The organism is Caballeronia sp. LZ008 (assembly GCF_031451435.1).
GTDB lineage: Bacteria > Pseudomonadota > Gammaproteobacteria > Burkholderiales > Burkholderiaceae > Caballeronia > Caballeronia zhejiangensis.
In genome coordinates this window covers 245575-262805 of sequence record NZ_JARUXK010000003.1, presented here as the reverse complement: position 1 = coordinate 262805, position 17231 = coordinate 245575, and the positions used below count along the sequence as shown (strand labels likewise).

General features: G+C 63.7%; 20 protein-coding genes. 10 read left to right on the top strand and 10 right to left on the bottom strand.

Features of this window, described 5'->3' with window-relative positions; all coding sequences use genetic code 11:
• The first annotated feature begins 49 nt into the window (after positions 1–49).
• Positions 50–547: a hypothetical protein gene (locus tag QCE49_RS20355; protein WP_051079011.1), complete on the top strand. Its 498-nt coding sequence runs from the start codon at positions 50–52 to the stop codon at positions 545–547.
• 7 nt (positions 548–554) lie between these two features.
• Here the strand turns inward: QCE49_RS20355 and QCE49_RS20350 are convergent, their stop codons facing one another.
• The gene (locus tag QCE49_RS20350; RefSeq protein WP_175980514.1) at positions 555–1442 is read right to left on the bottom strand and encodes a LysR substrate-binding domain-containing protein; all 888 of its coding nucleotides are present in this window, start codon (positions 1440–1442) and stop codon (positions 555–557) included.
• Positions 1443–1573: 131 nt separating this feature from the next.
• Between QCE49_RS20350 and QCE49_RS20345 the strand changes: the two genes are divergently transcribed.
• A complete protein-coding gene (locus QCE49_RS20345; protein WP_033536410.1) occupies positions 1574–2329 on the top strand; it encodes an SDR family NAD(P)-dependent oxidoreductase in 756 nt (251 codons plus the stop codon).
• A gap of 7 nt (positions 2330–2336) precedes the next feature.
• Here the strand turns inward: QCE49_RS20345 and QCE49_RS20340 are convergent, their stop codons facing one another.
• From QCE49_RS20340 to QCE49_RS20315, 6 genes are read right to left on the bottom strand one after another with little or no spacing between them, the layout of a single operon-like run.
• A complete protein-coding gene (locus QCE49_RS20340) occupies positions 2337–3179 on the bottom strand; it encodes a class I SAM-dependent methyltransferase (protein WP_034473361.1) in 843 nt (280 codons plus the stop codon).
• Positions 3180–3228: 49 nt separating this feature from the next.
• The gene (gene phaZ, locus QCE49_RS20335) at positions 3229–4044 is read right to left on the bottom strand and encodes a poly(3-hydroxyalkanoate) depolymerase (protein WP_008347529.1); all 816 of its coding nucleotides are present in this window, start codon (positions 4042–4044) and stop codon (positions 3229–3231) included.
• Between the two features lie 27 nt (positions 4045–4071).
• Positions 4072–5751 carry an alpha/beta fold hydrolase gene (locus QCE49_RS20330; protein WP_250458587.1) on the bottom strand — a complete coding sequence of 560 codons (1680 nt, stop codon included), beginning with the start codon at positions 5749–5751 and terminating at the stop codon, positions 4072–4074.
• A gap of 25 nt (positions 5752–5776) precedes the next feature.
• Positions 5777–6241: a MaoC family dehydratase gene (locus QCE49_RS20325; RefSeq protein WP_033536411.1), complete on the bottom strand. Its 465-nt coding sequence runs from the start codon at positions 6239–6241 to the stop codon at positions 5777–5779.
• A 10-nt stretch (positions 6242–6251) separates the two neighbouring features.
• Positions 6252–6623: a BON domain-containing protein gene (locus QCE49_RS20320; protein ID WP_250458577.1), complete on the bottom strand. Its 372-nt coding sequence runs from the start codon at positions 6621–6623 to the stop codon at positions 6252–6254.
• A 19-nt stretch (positions 6624–6642) separates the two neighbouring features.
• Entirely contained in the window at positions 6643–7770 is a 1128-nt protein-coding gene (locus tag QCE49_RS20315) for a porin (RefSeq protein WP_008347523.1), read from the bottom strand.
• A 257-nt stretch (positions 7771–8027) separates the two neighbouring features.
• Between QCE49_RS20315 and QCE49_RS20310 the strand changes: the two genes are divergently transcribed.
• The 4 genes from QCE49_RS20310 to QCE49_RS20295 all read left to right on the top strand — a co-directional run bounded on the left by QCE49_RS20310 (position 8028) and on the right by QCE49_RS20295 (position 10992).
• Positions 8028–9083, top strand: a complete 1056-nt coding sequence (locus QCE49_RS20310; RefSeq protein ID WP_008347521.1) for a 3-keto-5-aminohexanoate cleavage protein — start codon at positions 8028–8030, stop codon at positions 9081–9083.
• A gap of 71 nt (positions 9084–9154) precedes the next feature.
• Positions 9155–10501, top strand: coding sequence for an MFS transporter (locus tag QCE49_RS20305; protein WP_008347520.1), 1347 nt, complete (start codon positions 9155–9157; stop codon positions 10499–10501).
• 28 nt (positions 10502–10529) lie between these two features.
• Positions 10530–10709, top strand: a complete 180-nt coding sequence (locus QCE49_RS20300) for a hypothetical protein (protein ID WP_033536412.1) — start codon at positions 10530–10532, stop codon at positions 10707–10709.
• A 7-nt stretch (positions 10710–10716) separates the two neighbouring features.
• On the top strand, positions 10717–10992 hold the full coding sequence (locus tag QCE49_RS20295) for a Rieske (2Fe-2S) protein (protein WP_008347518.1): 276 nt from the start codon (positions 10717–10719) through the stop codon (positions 10990–10992).
• A gap of 11 nt (positions 10993–11003) precedes the next feature.
• Here QCE49_RS20295 and QCE49_RS20290 read toward each other — a convergent pair whose 3' ends face one another.
• Together QCE49_RS20290 and QCE49_RS20285 are read right to left on the bottom strand one after the other, a co-directional pair.
• Complete coding sequence (locus tag QCE49_RS20290) at positions 11004–11735, bottom strand: MBL fold metallo-hydrolase (protein WP_250458575.1); 732 nt, start codon at positions 11733–11735, stop codon at positions 11004–11006.
• Positions 11736–11875: 140 nt separating this feature from the next.
• Positions 11876–12082 carry a hypothetical protein gene (locus tag QCE49_RS20285; RefSeq protein WP_175980495.1) on the bottom strand — a complete coding sequence of 69 codons (207 nt, stop codon included), beginning with the start codon at positions 12080–12082 and terminating at the stop codon, positions 11876–11878.
• Positions 12083–12167: 85 nt separating this feature from the next.
• On the opposite strand from QCE49_RS20285, the gene QCE49_RS20280 reads away from it, so the two are divergent.
• The 3 genes from QCE49_RS20280 (at position 12168) to QCE49_RS20270 (ending at position 15700) form a co-directional block, all read left to right on the top strand.
• On the top strand, positions 12168–14087 hold the full coding sequence (locus tag QCE49_RS20280; protein ID WP_309806360.1) for an FAD-binding monooxygenase: 1920 nt from the start codon (positions 12168–12170) through the stop codon (positions 14085–14087).
• A 10-nt stretch (positions 14088–14097) separates the two neighbouring features.
• On the top strand, positions 14098–14538 hold the full coding sequence (locus QCE49_RS20275) for a MarR family winged helix-turn-helix transcriptional regulator (RefSeq protein ID WP_033536433.1): 441 nt from the start codon (positions 14098–14100) through the stop codon (positions 14536–14538).
• Positions 14539–14695: 157 nt separating this feature from the next.
• Positions 14696–15700 carry a hypothetical protein gene (locus tag QCE49_RS20270; RefSeq protein WP_250458571.1) on the top strand — a complete coding sequence of 335 codons (1005 nt, stop codon included), beginning with the start codon at positions 14696–14698 and terminating at the stop codon, positions 15698–15700.
• Between the two features lie 15 nt (positions 15701–15715).
• Here the strand turns inward: QCE49_RS20270 and QCE49_RS20265 are convergent, their stop codons facing one another.
• A complete protein-coding gene (locus tag QCE49_RS20265; RefSeq protein WP_008347508.1) occupies positions 15716–16279 on the bottom strand; it encodes a sugar O-acetyltransferase in 564 nt (187 codons plus the stop codon).
• 203 nt (positions 16280–16482) lie between these two features.
• On the opposite strand from QCE49_RS20265, the gene QCE49_RS20260 reads away from it, so the two are divergent.
• A partial coding sequence (locus QCE49_RS20260; protein ID WP_309806359.1) for a branched-chain amino acid ABC transporter substrate-binding protein occupies positions 16483–17231 on the top strand: 749 nt, incomplete at its 3' end.

The window sequence follows — 17231 nt, the reverse complement described above, 5'->3', positions numbered from 1 at the left end:
AGTTAGGAACTCGAACCATATGTTCTGAAGAAAATTTTGGAGGTTGATCATGACCCGTTTCCCCTGTTCAACGAAACTCCTTGCGTTGCCGGTTCTGAGCCTGATGGCAGGCGCATCCGCCGCTTGGGCGCAGACGCTTCCGAAGCAAGGCAATATCGAAGCCACGTACACCGCATCCGGCGCGGATGTGCGCAATATCAGCGTGAGCGGCGATGACGCCGTGTATCTCTTCGAATCCACGCTCCTGATGACGAACAACAAATCGCCGCTGATGCAAAACGTCACCGCGCGCTGCGTCGAAGCCGGCTTCAGCGCGGGCACGGCGACCGGATATTGCGTCTATTCGGACAAGGACGGCGACAAGTTCATCGAGTCCTACACGTATCAGGGCGGCACGCCCAAGGGCAAGGGAACGATCGGCTCGGGCACGGGAAAATACAAGGGCATCGAAGGTCAGTTCGACTGGCAGCAAGTCGTCGCCCTGCCCTCGGACAAAGGGACATATAACTACGTCGGCAAGAAGACCGGCAGCTATCGCATTCCGTGAGCGAGATTCAAAGCTGAAAGATGGACGCCACATGATCGATGAACGCGCGGACGACAGGCGGCAGCCCGCGACGGGTCGTGAAGACGAGGTGGACGATCCCGGTTTCGGTTTTCCACGACGGAAATACATGCACGAGCTCGCCGCTCGCAACCTGCTCGCGACAAACGTGATCCGGCAGCAAGGCGACGCCGAGCCCAGCCATCGTCGCATCGCGCAGTGAGACATAGTCCACGCACGTCATGCGCGGCTCGCTGCGGATCGTATGCGACGCGCCATCCGGTCCGGTGAATTGCCATTCGATCTCGCCCATCTGATCGGTGGTCGCGAGCGTCGGCAATGTCGATAACACCGCAATGTCGCCGCTCGTGCAAAGCGACGCGACGACGGGCGCGGCCACCAGAATGCGGCTCGAATGCCCCAGCGTCCGCACGATCAACGACGCGTCCGTGTCCAGCCTGACGCGCACGCGAATGGCAATGTCGATGCGTTCCTCGATCAGATCGACGGGACGATCCACGGCGATCACCTGCAAGCGCGCCTTCGGAAAGCGCGTGAGAAACGTGTTGTATGCCTTCGACAAAGTCGGCATGAGACCGAGCGGACAACTGCAGCGGATCACGCCGCGCGGTTCGCTGAGCGCTTCGGAGACGACCGAATCGGCTTGCTGCACGTCGAGCACGATCGTCCGGCAACGCTCGTAGAACGCCTGTCCGACGTCGGTCACGCGAAAGCGGCGCGTCGAACGTTCGATCAGGCGCACGCCGAGCCGCGCTTCGAGCCCGGCGATGCGTCGGCTGATCGTCGATTTAGGCGTGCGCAGGACGCGGCTCGCCGCCGCGAAGCCTCCATGCCCGACGACTTCCGCAAATAGAACGTAATCGTTGATGTCCGCCATGCCGAATGCCTCGATTGACCCATTTTTGGAACTATCAAACCCAGTTTCGCAGTCTACCGCGCCGATTGTCTCATCGGCATGATGTCTTCAACGCGACGCAACGTGCGACGCGAAACCAACGGAGAACTCAAATGACTGGCAAATTCGAAAACAAGGTCGTGGTCGTGACGGGCGGCACCAGCGGAATCGGCTATGCAACGGCGGCGCGTTTCGCGGCGGAAGGCGCGTCGGTGTTCATCACCGGCCGTCGTCAGAAGGAGCTCGACGCGGCTGTCGAGTCGATGAAGGGCCGCGTCGTCGGCATCCGCGCGGACATGTCGAACCTCGCGGATATCGACCGCGTCTACGATGCCGTTCAGCAGAAGCATTCGCACATCGACGTGCTGTTCGCCAACGCCGGCGGCGGCTCGATGCTGCCGCTCGGCGCGATCACCGAAGAGCACTACGAAGACACGTTCGGGCGCAACGTGAAGGGCACGATCTTCACCGTTCAGAAGGCGCTTCCGCTGCTGCGCGACGGCGCGTCGGTGATCCTGACCGGGTCGACGGCGGGCAGCGTGGGCACCGCCGCGTTCAGCGTCTATAGCGCGTCGAAGGCGGCCGTGCGCAACCTCGCGCGTAGCTGGACGCTGGACCTGAAGGATCGCGGAATTCGCGTGAACGTCGTCAGCCCGGGGCCGGTGAAAACGCCTGGTCTCGTCGAGCTGGCCGGCCCCGATCAGGCGCAGCAGCAAGGCCTGCTCGACTACATGGCGTCGAACGTGCCGCTCGGACGCGTCGGCGATCCGGACGAAGTCGCGAAGGTCGTGCTGTTCCTCGGATCCGATGAATCGAGCTTCGTCGCGGGCGCGGAATTCTTCGTCGACGGCGGCATCGCTCAGGTCTGAGACCTCACTAAGGCTTGACGAACCTGAGCGTCATGCGATCCGACTCGCCGATGGCGGCGTAACGCGACCGGTCGACATCGCCGCCCCGGTAAGTGGGCGGCAAGGACCACACGCCGTTCGGATAGTCCTTCGTATCCTTTGCATTCGCGTTGATCTCGCTGCGCGCAACCAGCACGAAACCCGCTGCTTGCGCGTGCTCGATCACGAATGCTTCGGTCACGTAGCCGGAATCGATCATTTGCTGCACGGTCGTTCCCGGCCGGGCGCGATGCTCCTCCACGCCGAGCACGCCGCCATGCTTGAGCGCGTCATTGAACGCGCGCAGGTTTGCATCGATCTGGCCGTCCTTGATCCAGTTATGGATGTTCCTGAACGTGAACACGCGGTCGAACCGCTCATGCGCGTTAAAGCCGATGAAGCGCCCCGCGTGCAACGTGCCGACGACGACGTTTCCATACACCGCGGGCGCAGCCGCGAGCTTGCGCCGATAAGCGGCGTCGGTATCGCTGTCCTCGGCGGCGAGGTCGGCGGATATGCTCAGATATTGCGCCTCGTAAAGCTGACCCGAATCGTGCAGATAGGGCGCGAGTATGTCCGTGTACCACCCGCCGCCCGGCGCGATTTCGAGCACCGCCTGGGTCGGAGTCAGCTCGAAGAACTGCAGCGTTTCTCTCGGATGACGATAGACGTCGCGCGCCCTCGCCTTGTCGCTGCGTTGCGATCCGTTAATGGCGGCATCGAGCGACGATTGCGCATCGCGTGAAGAAGACGCGCATCCTGTCAGCGCGAGCATGAAGCTGGCGGCGGCGATGACGATCGCGCGCCGCATGTCGAGGCGAATGAGGTTCATGAAGCACGATGCGAGTCCGAGGTATCCGACACGATACGCGTTTCTTTCGCTATTCGCTCGCCAGGAAACTGCGCACCAGCGGCCCGACTTCGCATGTTCGCGTGATGAGAAACAGATGCCCGTCCTCGATGACATGCAGCGTCGCGCGCCGGATGCGGCGTGCAAGGATTTGCGCGTTGACGAGCGGAACGATGGGATCGTCGTCGCCGTGCATGACGAGCGTCGGCTGGCGCAGGGAGCCGAGCCAGAGCAGGCTGCTCCATCCGCACGTCGCGAGCAGTTGATACATGTATCCGCGTCCGCCCGGCGCGCGAATGTGACGGCCATGTTCCGCCAGCAGCGCGGGATCGCGCCGGTAAGCGCCGCCGTAAATCTCCGCGCCCACTTCCCGCAGATAGTCCGGATCGCGATAACGCCGCGCGCCGACGAGCTTCGACAGCACCGATAGCCGCCCCGGCACCATGATGACGCCCGGCGATGTCGCGGCCAACACCAGCCTGCGGCAGCGATACGGATACATATACGCGAACTGTTGCGCCAGCGCGCCGCCCCACGACACGCCGAGAATGTCGACCGGCCCTTCGTAGCCGAGCTTCCCGAGCAGCTTGTCGGTCATCACCGCGAGCGTCGCGAAGCGATACGGCACGAGCGGCGCGGGCGATCCGCCGACGCCGGGAACATCGAAGACGACGACTTCGACATCGCCGAGCGCATCGGCGAATGGCTGAATCAGTTCGAGATTCGCGCCGATGCCGTTGAACACGACGAGCGGCGGCGAAGTCTCGTTGCCACGCCAGATGCCCACGCGAAGCGTTTGGCCATCCAGCGAAACAGTCTGTATTTCCGGTGCGCGCACGTTTTTCATCTTTGTTTTCCGTTTGGACGCTTCGCTTCAGGCCTCGCTGACATACGTTCCGGGCGCGTCGGCCAGTCGCTTGTGACGCCGGTTGCCGAGGGCTCGCGGCGCGGGACGCAGTTCGCCCGAGCGTTGCGCAAGCCAGTCGCGCCAGTCGTTCCACCACGAATCCGCTTCCGGGCGCGCGCCGGCGAACCATGCATCGGCGTCTTCGGGCAATGCGTCGTTACGGAAGAACTTCGCCTTCGGATTGCCCGGCGGATTGATGAGGCTTTGGATATGCCCGCTCGAACTCAGCACATAGCGCGTCTTGCCGCCGAACGCGCGCGCCGTGTTATAGACGCCCTTCCACGGCGTGATGTGATCGGTCATGCCGGCCATCACATACGTGTCGCACTCGACCTTCGACAGATCGACCGGCGTGCCGAGCACCGTCAGCTTGCCCGGCTCGCTGAGCAGGCTGCGCGTGAAGATGTCGAGCAACTGGCCGTGCAGCTTCGCGGGCAGGCGCGTCGTGTCGTTGTTCCAGTAGAGGATGTCGAAGGCCGGCGGCGCCTCGCCCATCAGATAGTTGTTGACCCAGAAGCTCCAGACGAGATCGTTCGGCCGCATCCATGCGAACACGCGGCCCATTTCCTCGCCGGGCAGCACGCCCTTCGCGCGGCTGTTGCGCTTGGCGACTTCGATGGCTTCGGGCGTCGTAAAGAGACCGAGTTGCGAATCGGCGCTGCTGTCGAGCACGGCGACCATCAACGTGGCCGCGTGGACCGTCTTGTCGCCGCGCGCCGCCAGATGGCCGAGCAGCGCGGAGATCGTCATCGCGCCGGAGCACGCGCCGTGCAGGTTCACATCCGCGTGACCGGTGATGTCGCGCACCGCGTCGATCGCTTCGATGAGCGCGGCGACATACGTGTCCATGTCCCAGTCGCGCTGCGCCTCGGTCGGATTGCGCCAGCTCACGGCGAACACCTGGAAATCGCTCTGCACCAGATATTCGACGATGCTCTTCCCCGCCGACAGATCGAAGATATAGAACTTGTTGATCTGCGGCGGCACGATGAGCTGCGGACGCGCGCGGACGTTCGGCGTCGCCGGCGCATAGTGGATGAGTTCGAGCACTTCGTTGCGGAAGACGACCGCGCCCGGCGTCGTCGCGAGATTCCCGCCGACGCGAAACGCGCGCTTGTCGACCTGCGAAGGCATGCCCTTGTTGTTGAGCGTATCGGTGAGCATGTTGCGCATGCCGGCGACGACGCTCGCACCGCGCGTGTCGACGAGCTTGCGCAGCGCCGCCGGATTGCCCGCGAGCGTGTTGGTCGGCGCGAGCGCATCGGTCAGGAGCGACATCACGAACTGCGCGCGCTCCTTGCTGGCATCGTCGAGCGCGGACCGATCGATGAATCCGGCGAGCGCATCGCGCCATGCCAGATACCCCGTCAGCGTCGTGCGATACAGCGGCTGTTCGCGCCATGCCGGATCGGCGAATCGCTTGTCGCCTTGCTGCGGCGAAGGCGCGTGAGCGCCGTTGACCGCCGAACTCAGATCGCGGACGAGCGCCGCGGTCTGTCCCATCAGCAACGCGGGATGCAGCATCGCCTGAGCGCCGATCTGTCCCGCAGCCGCAAACATGTCGACCGCGCGCAATCCGACGAACGGGTTGGGTCCGAGCATGCCGTCGGCGGCGCTGGCCGTGAGGCCTTCGTTCTCGTTGATCATTTGAAATTCCTTCCACGCGCCGCCGTTACGCGACGAGCATTGCGAGCGTTTGTGCGATCAGCGCCGGCTTCGTCTCGCCTTCGATCTGCAATTCACTGTCCGTCTTCACGAGGATGCGTCCGCCGTCCTTGCGCTCCACCGCACTGAGCACGACGCGGCATCGCACGCGCTTGCCGGATCGCACCGGCGTCATGAAGCGCACCTTGTCGAGTCCGTAGTTCAGCGCGGCGGATGCATCGGGCGGAATGAGGCCGACTTCGATCGCGAGCGTCGCCAGGAGCGACAGCGTCAGATAGCCGTGCGCGATCGTTCCGCCGAACGGGCTCTCGCGTTTCGCGCGTTCCTCGTTGACGTGAATCCACTGCATGTCGCCCGTGCATTGCGCGAATGCCTCGATGCGCGCCTGATCGACGATGACCCAGTCCGACACGCCCAATTCCTGGCCGACGAATTCATCGATCGTCGCCATGCTGTATTCCATCGTTCTCATGCAATCTCCGTTATTGCGCGAAATTGCGCCGGACGGTCAGCTTGTTCGTGACAGACGTCACGCCCGGGACGCCTCTCGCCAGCGTTGCAGCCTTCTCGATCTGCGCCGCGTCGGCCGCGGTGCCCGTCAGCGTCACCGCGCCGTCTTTCGCGCTCACGCCGATATCGCCCGCATCGATGCTCTTGTCCTTCGCGAACGCCGCGTACACGAGCTTGCGCAGCGCGCGATTCTCCTTGCGCGTCGCGACAGGCGCGCTCGCGGCCGAGGCCATCGAAGGCGCGCTCGCCGCCGCGATCGACTGGCTCGATTCGAGGCCGGCGCTCATCGACGCCATCACGATCGCTGCGCCGCCCACCGCATTGCGTGACATGATTTTCTTCATGGTTGCTCCGTTTATCGTCTTAGAAGTTGTGCCGCAGGCCGATCATCGCCGCGGTGGTCGACTCGCCCGGAGCCACGGGTTGCCCGTAGACGATCGTCTGGTTCATCGTGCCGTGATTGTCGACATAGCCGACTTGCGCATATGCGAGCGTGCGCTTCGACAGGCTGTACTCCGCGCCGAGCGCGAATTCGCTCGAATGATTCGTCGAGTTGTTGTTGTCCTTCAGGTAATAGAAGCCCGAAGTCATCTTGAACACCGGCGAGAAGCGATAGCCGAGGCCCGCCGAATAGAGGTCGTAGTCCGCGCGGCCCGCGTTCGCCGGATTCTTGCCGTGGCTGTACGAGCCGGACACCGAAATGTCGCTGAACGTGTACATCGCGCCGAAGTAGACGAGCCGGTTGTTGTTGAGGCCGGTCGCCGCGACGCCGGGCAGCGGGTTCGCATCGTGTCCGTTGTAGTAGACCGCCGCGAGGTTCAGGCCGAAGTTCGAATACTTGACCACGGCGGACTCGCGCGTGCCGCCCTGGAATTCGCCCGGTACGCCGCCCGGCGCGTATTCGAGCGCGAGCGACGCGCCATAGAATTTCGGCGATTCGTAGACGAGCGCGTTGCTGTCGTACAGCGCGCCGATCGGACCGTTCGTGCTGGTGCCCGGCCAGCCGGCGGCCTGGTTCATGCCGAGCCACGCGGTGAGAATGCTGCCGAAGTACTGCGCGCCGCGCACGTCGGTATCGAACATTGCGTAGACCATCGGCACGATCTGGCGGCCCGCGTTGAACGTGCCGAACGGACCGGAAATGCCGAGCGTCGCGAACTGGTTGAACTGCGCGGGCACGCCGGGTGTGTCGGACAGACCGAAGCGGCCGCTGCCCGAATCGAAGGTGCCCTGCAGCCTGAAGTTGACGCGATATCCGCCGCCGAGATCTTCGTAGCCTTTAAGGCCCCAGTAGCTGGCGTAGATGCCGCCGTCCTTGTAGCGATACACCTTGCCCAGATTGGGCGCGTTCGGCGCGAACGACGCGGCCGACGTGCTCTGATAAAGCAAGCCTGCATCGACGACGCCGTAAAGCGTCACCGAACCTTGTGCCGCCGCAGCGCCTGAGCACGCGAGCAACGCGGCGAAGCATGGAATTCTTCCGAGTTTCATAAGGTCTCCGTATCTTGTTGCTTCCGGACGTCGTGATCGAAAAGGCAGCCGCGTAATCGGCCGCTTCACGGCGCGTGAAGTCATGTTGCAAGAATACGGAAAGCGCGCGGTCAAAACCCCTCTCGCGGTGGGAGGGGCAACGGCTGCAGATCGCGCCCTCAATATCGCGCCCTCCCCTCCCGACGCGAGAGGGTTGCACGAGACATCTCTCCACTACGATGGGTTCAGGTCAACGAATCCAATTCACAGGAGCGAACATGCAATTCCTCGACGATTCCCTGCACCCCGAAAACCAGGACAAGGTCGTAATCACCGTTGCGCCGTACGGTCCCGAGTGGATGCCGGAAGATTTCCCTGAAGATATCCCCGTGACGATGGAAGAGCAGGTGCAGAAAGCCGTCGACTGCTACAACGCGGGCGCGACCGTTCTCCATCTGCATGTGCGGGAACTCGATGGCAAGGGCAGCAAGCGCCTCTCGAAGTTCAACGAGCTGATCGCCGGCGTGCGCGCGGCGGTGCCGGACATGATCATCCAGGTCGGCGGTTCGATCTCGTTCGCGCCGGAAGACGACGGTCAGGCGGCCAAGTGGCTCTCCGACGATACGCGTCACATGCTCGCCGAACTCGATCCGAAGCCCGATCAGGTGACCGTCGCGATCAACACGACGCAGATGAACATCATGGAGCTGCTGTATCCCGAGTATCTGGCGGGCACTTCGCTCTCCAACCCGGCGTTCATGGCCGCCTACGCGGAAATGACGGTTCCCGCCGGCCCCGCATGGGTCGAGGAGCATCTGCGCCGTCTGCAGGCGTCCGGCATCCAGCCGCATTTCCAGTTGACCGGCATCCACGCGCTGGAGACGCTCGAACGCCTCGTGCGCAAGGGCGTGTACAAGGGGCCGCTGAATCTGACGTGGATCGGCATCGGCGGCGGCTTCGACGGTCCGAATCCGTTCAACTTCTTCAACTTCGTGCATCGAGCGCCGGACGGCTGCACGCTCACGGCGGAGTCGCTGCTGAAGAACGTGCTGCCGTTCAACATGATGGCGATGTCGATGGGCCTGCATCCGCGCTGCGGCATCGAGGATACGATCATCGATCAGCACGGCAACCGTTTCACGTCGGTGCAGCAGATCGAGCAGTGCGTGCGCGTGGCGCGCGAACTGGGACGCGAGATCGCGAGCGGCAAGGAAGCGCGCGAGATCTATCGCATCGGCGTGCAATACGAAACCATCGACGAAACGCTCGCCGCCAACGGCATGGCGCCGAACCGCAAGGCCGGCCAGGTCAATCTGCCGCTGCGCGCGGCCTGACATCAACACTCCACGGCGATGGCGGGATGCTCACGCGTCCTGCCGGAAGCCGGACATCGGAGGAGACAATCTTGGATATTCATTGCATCGAGCCGGCGAAGTGTGACGACAACACCGCCACGGCCAAATCACGCAAATACGCGTGGATCGTTTTCGCGCTGACCTTCGGTCTGCTTTTATCGGACTACATGTCCCGGCAAGTGCTGAACGCGGTGTTTCCGCTGCTCAAGCAGGCATGGGGCCTTTCCGACACGCAGTTGGGCTCGTTGAGCGGCGTCGTCGCGCTGATGGTCGGCCTACTCACCTTTCCGCTTTCCGTGCTCGCCGACCGCTGGGGCCGCGTGCGCAGCCTCGTTCTGATGGCGACGCTCTGGAGTCTCGCGACGCTCGGCTGTGCGATCGCGACCAACTACGGCGAAATGCTCGTGGCGCGCGCCTGCGTCGGTCTCGGCGAGGCGGCTTACGGCAGCGTCGGCATCGCGCTGATTCTCAGCATTTTCCCCGCGCACTTGCGCTCCACGCTCACCGGCGCGTTCATGGCCGGCGGTGCGTTCGGCTCGGTGCTCGGCATGGCGCTCGGCGGCTTCGTCGCCATGCACTTCGGATGGCGTGCCTCGTTCGCGGCGATGGCGATCTTCGGCATCGTGCTCGTGATCGTCTATCGTCTGACGGTTTCCGACAAGCGCATCGCCGCGCGATATGGCGACGCGCAACCCGCCACGCGACAGGCGGACGGCATCCGCACGAGTCTGCGCGCGCTGCTGGCCGGACTCTTCTCGACGGTTTCCGTCGTCTGCGCGTACGTCGGCAGCGGCTTGCAGCTTTTCATCATGGGCGCGGTGATCGCGTGGATGCCGAGCTTCCTCAACCGCTACTACGCGATGCCCGCCGACAAGGCCGCGGCAGGCGCCGCCGTCTTCGTGCTGCTCGGCGGCATCGGCATGGTCGCGTGCGGTGTCGTCACGGACAAGATTTGCCGCAACGCGCCGTCGCGCAAGTGGATCACGGCGCTGGCCTATTGCCTGATCTCGATCGTGCTGCTGTCGATCGGCTTCCGCGTTGCGCCAGGCGCATTGCAGCTCGTGCTGCTCGGCGCGGGCATTCTGGTCGTCGCGGGTACGTCGGGGCCGGCGGGCGCGATGGTGGCCAACCTCACGCCATCGACGATCCACGCCTCCGCATTCGCGACGCTCACGCTCGCCAACAACCTGCTCGGCCTCGCGCCCGGCCCGCTCGTGACGGGCGCGATCGCCGACCGCATCGGTCTGTTGGGCGCGTTACAGGTGATTCCGCTCGTCGGCGTGGCGGCAATGGTCGCATTCGCGCTCGGCAGAGCGAGATATGCACGCGATCTCGACAAGATCGACGCGCTGCGCGGACGTGCATCAGAGCAGCAAGCAACCGAAATCAGCCGATAAATTCACGCCACTTCAAGGAGAAACCGCAATGACCGATCGCCTGCACACGGCTTCGTCGACCGAAACCGCCGACACCGTCGAACAATCGAAGCCGGAGGTCCCGTCGACCTCGACGTCCACGCGGACATGGGCGTGGGGAGCGTCATACGGCCCCTACGACTGGATGGACGCGCACACGCCGTGCGATGACCTGAGTCCGTGGCATTGAATCCGCGATGACACACAAACTATCGATTGCGCCGGAGAACGTGCCGCAGACCGGCGCGCGCACGCTCACGTTCGTCGATGGACGCAGCGTCGTGCTCTTCAATATCGAAGGCGTCGTTCACGCGATCGACAATTCATGTCCGCACAACGGCGCTTCGCTCGCGAACGGCCGGCTCGACGGACATATCCTTCAATGCCCCGCGCACGGCCTGCGTTTCGATGTCGTGACGGGCTGTGTCGTCGGGGCGAAAGGAATGTGTCTGACGAAACTCGTTATCGAATGACGTCGGACGTTTCATTGCTTCACGCTCTGCGCCAATGCGCGCAGCAACGCAGCGCCGTCACCGCTCCACGCGCTGCCGTGCATGCAGGCGAGCGTGGTCGGAGCGAGTTGCGCGAGGCGCTCGAACATCGCGTCGGCGTTACGCGTGTGAGAGAAGTAATCCATGCTGCGCCGGAACGCTTCGCTCGGGCCCAGAATATCCCCGGTGGTCAACGCGGGCAGCGTCGCGCCGCCTTGCGTGAACAGATCGCCGCATAACAGCGTGCGCGTGCTGTCTTCCATCATGAAGCCGCACTCCCAGGCGTGCGGCAGATGCGGCGTGTCGATCCATCGCACGCGATGACGTCCGAGCGAGATCGATTCTCCGTCGGCGAGCGCGACGGGCGCGCGATCGGCGAGATCGGTGACCGACACCATCGCCGCGACCGTGCCGCACAGCGGCGTGGCATCGGGCGACGCCGCAAGCCACTCGTTGAGCGAACCGCACTCGTCCGCTTCGACGTGCGAGAACGCGATGTGCCGCAAGCGCGCCGGATCGATCACGCTCGCGAGCGCTTCACGCACGAGCGGGAACATCTTGCGCGGACCGGTATGAAAGAGCAGCGGATCGTCATCGACGATCAGATACTGGTTGAAGGAAAAACCGCCCGCATCGCCGGGCAGCGTCACGGGCGTGTTGATGCGATACACGCCAGCGGCGATTTCCTCGACGTTCGTGCCGGACTGCGAGTTCGTGATGACCATGGATGCCTCCTTGGTTGATCGTTTCCCGCCGCACGCGATTCCTGCGAACCGGTCGCGTTTTCGGATGACGGCGTCATCTCATACTTCGCCCGCGGACGCAGCAGGAAAGTCTGCGTGCGCTGCTCCATCACATGCGCGGCTCAGCCGCCCGTGCGGCTGACGATCCAGATCGCCGTCGCCGATCCGAGCGAATCAGATGTACGAGCCGATCGCCCGCCGCCACGCAATTGAATATATCCGCATTCGTCGATGCCGCCACGCGCGCAGAACGCACGCTGCGGCCCGAGCCAGCCGACGCAACCCGCCATGCTTTGCTGCACGAGACGCGCCGATCTAGGGGTAAACATCCAGTTCGTCGGAATCGCTTTGATATAGTTGGTGTACGGAGTATATTTCAGGCCATCGAGACATCCAGTCAAAGAGGGAGACACCATGCAATTTCATCTCGACGGTTTCCGCGTCGGCGATCCGACGATCGAACCTGCCGCCAGCGACGCGCCTCGCGTCGACATGCCCGAAACGGTCGATGTCCTGAGCGTCGGCAGCGGGCCTGCGGGACTCGTGCTGGCCGCGCAACTCTCGCAGTTTCCGACGATCGATACGCGCATCGTCGAGCGCCGTTCCGGACCGCTCTTGATGGGCCAGGCGGACGGCGTCGCGTGCCGCACCGTCGAGATGTTCAATGCGTTCGGCCTGAGCGATCGCCTGCAGCGCGAGGCGTACTGGGTCAACGAAACGGCTTTCTGGCGGCCCGATGCCGAAGATCGCGGCGCGATCAGGCGTACCGGCCGTGTTCAGGATACCGAAACAGGTTTGTCGGAGTTTCCGCACGTCATCGTCAATCAGGCGCGCGTGCAGGACTATCTGCTGGGTGTGATGCGGCGTTCCGCCTTGCGTCTCGAACCGGACTACGATCTCGAAGTCGTCGATGTCGAGCGCGACGACGACGGCGACGGCGACGGCGATCATCCGGTGAAAGTCACGCTGCGGCGCACCGATGCGGCGCGGCTCGACGAGACCGTCACCGTGCGCGCGCGTTATGTCGTGGGTTGCGATGGCGCGCGCAGCCGCGTGCGGACGGCCATCGGGCAAACGCTGCGTGGCGATGCGGCCAATCACGCGTGGGGCGTGATGGATGCGCTCGCTGTCACGGACTTCCCCGACATTCGTCTGAAGGTCGCGATTCAATCCGCGAGCGAAGGCAATCTGCTCATCATTCCGCGCGAAGGCGGGTATCTGGTGCGCTTTTACGTCGATCTGGGCGAGGTCACGGCGGACAATCGCGACAGCATCAAGCAGATCAAGGTCGATCGCATCATTCAGACCGCGCAACGTATCCTTCATCCCTATTCGCTCGACGTGAAGGAAGTCGCGTGGTTCTCCGTGTACGAGGTCGGGCAGCGTCTGACGGACCGTTTCGACGATGCCATCGCTGCCGATGGCACGAGTCGCGAGCCGCGCGTGTTCATCGCGGGCGATGCCTGCCACACGCATAGCGCGAAGGCCGGCCAGGGCATGAACGTCTCGATGCAGGACGGCTTCAATCTCGGCTGGAAACTCGGCGCGGTGCTGCGCGGACTCGGCGACGCCGACCTGCTGCGCACCTATTCCGACGAACGTCAGCCGATCGCGCAGGAGCTCATCGATTTCGACAAGGAATGGTCGGCTATGATGGCCGCACCGCCCAAAGACTCGAACCGGCCCGAAGCGGGCGGCGTCGATCCCGCCGAGCTTCAGGCGTACTTCGTGCGCGCGGGCCGCTACACGGCGGGCGTCGCGACGCGCTACCGTCCGGCCATGCTGACGGGCGAGCCGACGCATCAGGCGCTCGCGAGCGGCTTCGCGATCGGCACGCGCTTTCACTCGTCGCCCGTGATTCGTCTGACCGATGCCAAGCCGATGCATCTCGGACACGTCGCGCGCGCCGATGGCCGCTGGCGTCTGTATGCGTTTTCTGATGCGAACGGCCGCGCGCTGCATGCGCTGTGCGAACATCTTTGCGCTTCGCCCGATTCCGTTCTGCGGCGCGTGACGCCGGAAGGCGCCGATCCGGACAGCGTTCTCGATCTGCGCGCGGTGTTGCAGCGGGATCATCGCGACGTCGCGTTGAATGAACTGCCGGGCATTCTCCTGCCGCGCAAGGGGCGCTATGGTCTGGTCGACTACGAGAAAGCATTTACCAACGATGCGGCGACTGATATTTTCCACGAGCGCGGCATCGATCGCGAACGGGGCGCGATCGTCGTGGTCCGTCCGGATCAATACGTCGCGCATGTCCTGCCCCTGGACGCGTACGCGGAACTGAACGCCTTTTTCGATCCGATCTTTCCGCGTGCTTCAACCCGCTCATGAACTGATCAAATTGCCGAATAAAGAAGATGACCGCGCGCTGTCGCGATACACGGGCAGCCTCGTGCGTCGCGCGCAGCAGCGCCATGTCGCGGTGTGGCTCGCCGAGGTTTCCGCCGAGATTACGAGCGTGCAGTACGCGGCGCTCGAAGTCCTGCACGAAACGCCCGGCGTCAATCAGCGCCAGCTCGGCGATGAACTCGATGTGGACCGTTCGACGATCGCCGATCTCGTCGCGCGCATGGTTCGCAACGGTCTCATCGAACGCTCGGACGATCCCGTCGACAAGCGAAGTTACGTGCTCTTCCTGACGCCGGCCGGAAAGAAGCAACTGGCGGCGCTGCGTCCGCGCGTCGAGGAAGTCGAGCGCATTCTCACCGCGCGGCTGACGAAAAAGGAATGTCTGGAGTTGCGGCGGCTGCTTGCGGCGTTGCTGCCCGATCGCGAAGTTTGAGTAAGCAGTTAGTCCCAACGCGACATGCGGATGCGCGCGCCGGACAGGTTCCAGGCCGACAAGGTCTTGGCGATTTCCGTCCGGCCGGCATGTCCCCGGTTTCATGACAGTACCCTCGCAGGCAATGACAACGACGTCCAGTCGACTTGGGGGAGACATGAACCGGATTCAGGCACGCTTGGCGGCATTGGCCGCCACTTCGTTGCTGGCGGCTTGCGGCGGCGGCGACAGTTCTTCGGGCGTTCAAAGCACGTCCACCGCGACCGCGCCTACGCCGGCTTCAGAGCCTGCTCCCGCTGCCACGCCCGCGGGTTCGTCGCCGAATATCGTTGCCATCGGCGATAGCCTGACGCAGGGAGTCGGATCGGATATCGGCGGCTACCCGGCAATTTTGTCCGGCATACTAAATAATCGGACCTTTGCGAATCTCGGCATCGGCGGGCAGACATCGACGCAGATCGCGGCGCGCGTCGGAGCATTGCCATCGACGGTCACGGTCGATGGCGACGCCGTGCCGGCGAGCAACACGGCGGTCCATCTTTCGAGCGTGTCGATCGACATGCTGTCGACACCCGCCGATGACGTCGCTCGGAGCAAGCCGGGCACGCTCTGCTCGGTGCATGGCGCGCTCCAGCGCACAGCGGACGGCGGGCCGCCATCGACGACCGAAACCTATACGTTCGTGCGGGACAGCGCCGGATCGGCAGTGCCTTGCGCCGCCGGATCGGCATTTCTCGGCGATTCGGAAGGCTATGACACATGGACCGCGATCATCTGGGTCGGCCGCAACAATGGCTATGACGCACAGACCGTCCTCGCGGACGTGAAGTCCATCGTACAGTGGCTCAAGCCCGCGGGCGCGCACTTCGCGGTGCTTTCGATCATCAAGGGCGATTTCACCGGTGAGTATGCGGGCGGAGAAGTCGCGAAATATCTCGACGATCTCAACGCGTCCCTGAAGGCGGCGTATCCCGACAATTTCATCGACGTCGAGTCTGCGCTCGTCAATGCCTACAATCCGAGCCTTCCTCAGGACGTCATCGATCACAGCCACGACATTCCGCCGTCTTCACTGCGCTCCGACGCGATCCATCTCAACGACGCCGGCTATACCATCGTCGCCGGACAGGTGAAGGCGCTGCTCGCATCGAAGAACTGGTAACGGCGATCGGGACTTCTAGTCGCGGACAGCAGGACGAACACGCGCCGGATTCCCGACCGCCGTGGCGCCGGCGGGCACATCGCGCGTCACGATGCTGCCTGCGCCGATCAAAGCGTCATCGCCGATCGTCACGCCCGGCAGGATGATCGCGCCCGCGCCGATCCACACATTGCGGCCGATCCGCACGGGACGCCCCAGTTCGAGGCCCGTTGCGCGCACGGCAGGATCGCGCGGATGATCGGCGGTCAGAATCTGCACGCCCGTCGCGATCTGCGTCATGTCGCCGATCTCCACGGCGACGACATCGAGAATCGTGCAGTTGTAGTTCAAGAACACGCCCGCGCCGAGCGTGATGTTGTAGCCGTAGTCGCAATGAAACGGCGGCCGGACCATCGAGTCCGGACCGATGGCGGCGAACCGTTCGCCGAGCAACCCGTACCGCTGTGCGAGCGGCATGTCCATCGCGCCATTGAAGCGCGCCATCCATGCGCGCGCCGCTGCCTGATCGGCCTGAATTTCTGCGTCGTTGGCCGTGTACAGCTCGCCAGCCAGCATCTTTTCTTTCTCTGTCCGATTCATCTGCAAATCCTCGACTCATGATGGGCGCGCCGCAGAACAATCGTTCGCTCGCGGAGAAATCAGTATTTTCCCCCGAATACGAACCGCCGGAATTCGACAGAAAATAAGTCTCGAAACGATACGACAAGCCGAATGACGGCCTTCGCCCGCGTTAAGCGAACGCCCGAACCGCGTATGACCTTCACTTGATGGAGTGCCCTGTCATGAAAACGTTCGTTTCCCTCTTCGCGGCGTCCGCGCTCTGCCTGGCTCCGCTCATTGCAAGCGCGCAGCAGACCGTCAAGATCGGCCTGTCCGCGCCGCTCACCGGCATCAGCGCCGCGAACGGCAAGGATCTGGAAAACGGCGTGCGGCTCGCGATCGAAGAAGCCAACGCCCAGCACATCAGCATCGACGGACAGCCGGTCCAGTTCGAGCTCGCATCCGTCGACGATCAGGGCGATCCGCGCATCGGCGTTCAGGTGGCGCAGAAACTCGTCGACGATGGCGTCGTTGCGGTCGTCGGCTATTACAACTCCGGCGTCGCGCTTCCTTCCGCGCCCATCTTCGGGAAGGCCGGCATTCCGCTGCTCGATCCCGCGGCGACGAATCCCGCGATTACGCGTCAGGGCTTGAACAACGTGTTCCGCATCATCGCCACCGACACGCAGAATTCCGGCAACGCCGGCACGTATGCCGTGAAGGTCACGAAGGCGAAGCGGATCGCGGTCATGGATGACCGGACCGCCTTCGGGCAAGGCGCGGTCGAAGAGTTCAGGAAGGCGGTGCAGGCGGCGGGCGGCCAGGTCGTGTCGGAGGAATACACCAACGACAAGGCCGTCGAATTCAATGCGCAACTGACGAACATCAAGGCCGCCAACGCCGATCTTCTGTACTTCGGCGGACTCGATGGTCAGGCCGGGCTGATCGTCAAGCGGATGAAGCAGCTCGGCATCCGCGCGCAGTTCGTCGG

Coding starts and splice junctions, on each gene's coding strand:
- QCE49_RS20355 (WP_051079011.1), top strand. CDS start 50: ATGACCCGTTTCCCCTGTTCAACGAAACTCCTTGCGTTGCCGGTTCTG.
- QCE49_RS20350 (WP_175980514.1), bottom strand. CDS start 1,442: ATGGCGGACATCAACGATTACGTTCTATTTGCGGAAGTCGTCGGGCAT.
- QCE49_RS20345 (WP_033536410.1), top strand. CDS start 1,574: ATGACTGGCAAATTCGAAAACAAGGTCGTGGTCGTGACGGGCGGCACC.
- QCE49_RS20340 (WP_034473361.1), bottom strand. CDS start 3,179: ATGAACCTCATTCGCCTCGACATGCGGCGCGCGATCGTCATCGCCGCC.
- phaZ (WP_008347529.1), bottom strand. CDS start 4,044: ATGAAAAACGTGCGCGCACCGGAAATACAGACTGTTTCGCTGGATGGC.
- QCE49_RS20330 (WP_250458587.1), bottom strand. CDS start 5,751: ATGATCAACGAGAACGAAGGCCTCACGGCCAGCGCCGCCGACGGCATG.
- QCE49_RS20325 (WP_033536411.1), bottom strand. CDS start 6,241: ATGAGAACGATGGAATACAGCATGGCGACGATCGATGAATTCGTCGGC.
- QCE49_RS20320 (WP_250458577.1), bottom strand. CDS start 6,623: ATGAAGAAAATCATGTCACGCAATGCGGTGGGCGGCGCAGCGATCGTG.
- QCE49_RS20315 (WP_008347523.1), bottom strand. CDS start 7,770: ATGAAACTCGGAAGAATTCCATGCTTCGCCGCGTTGCTCGCGTGCTCA.
- QCE49_RS20310 (WP_008347521.1), top strand. CDS start 8,028: ATGCAATTCCTCGACGATTCCCTGCACCCCGAAAACCAGGACAAGGTC.
- QCE49_RS20300 (WP_033536412.1), top strand. CDS start 10,530: ATGACCGATCGCCTGCACACGGCTTCGTCGACCGAAACCGCCGACACC.
- QCE49_RS20295 (WP_008347518.1), top strand. CDS start 10,717: ATGACACACAAACTATCGATTGCGCCGGAGAACGTGCCGCAGACCGGC.
- QCE49_RS20290 (WP_250458575.1), bottom strand. CDS start 11,735: ATGGTCATCACGAACTCGCAGTCCGGCACGAACGTCGAGGAAATCGCC.
- QCE49_RS20285 (WP_175980495.1), bottom strand. CDS start 12,082: ATGTTTACCCCTAGATCGGCGCGTCTCGTGCAGCAAAGCATGGCGGGT.
- QCE49_RS20280 (WP_309806360.1), top strand. CDS start 12,168: ATGCAATTTCATCTCGACGGTTTCCGCGTCGGCGATCCGACGATCGAA.
- QCE49_RS20270 (WP_250458571.1), top strand. CDS start 14,696: ATGAACCGGATTCAGGCACGCTTGGCGGCATTGGCCGCCACTTCGTTG.
- QCE49_RS20265 (WP_008347508.1), bottom strand. CDS start 16,279: ATGAATCGGACAGAGAAAGAAAAGATGCTGGCTGGCGAGCTGTACACG.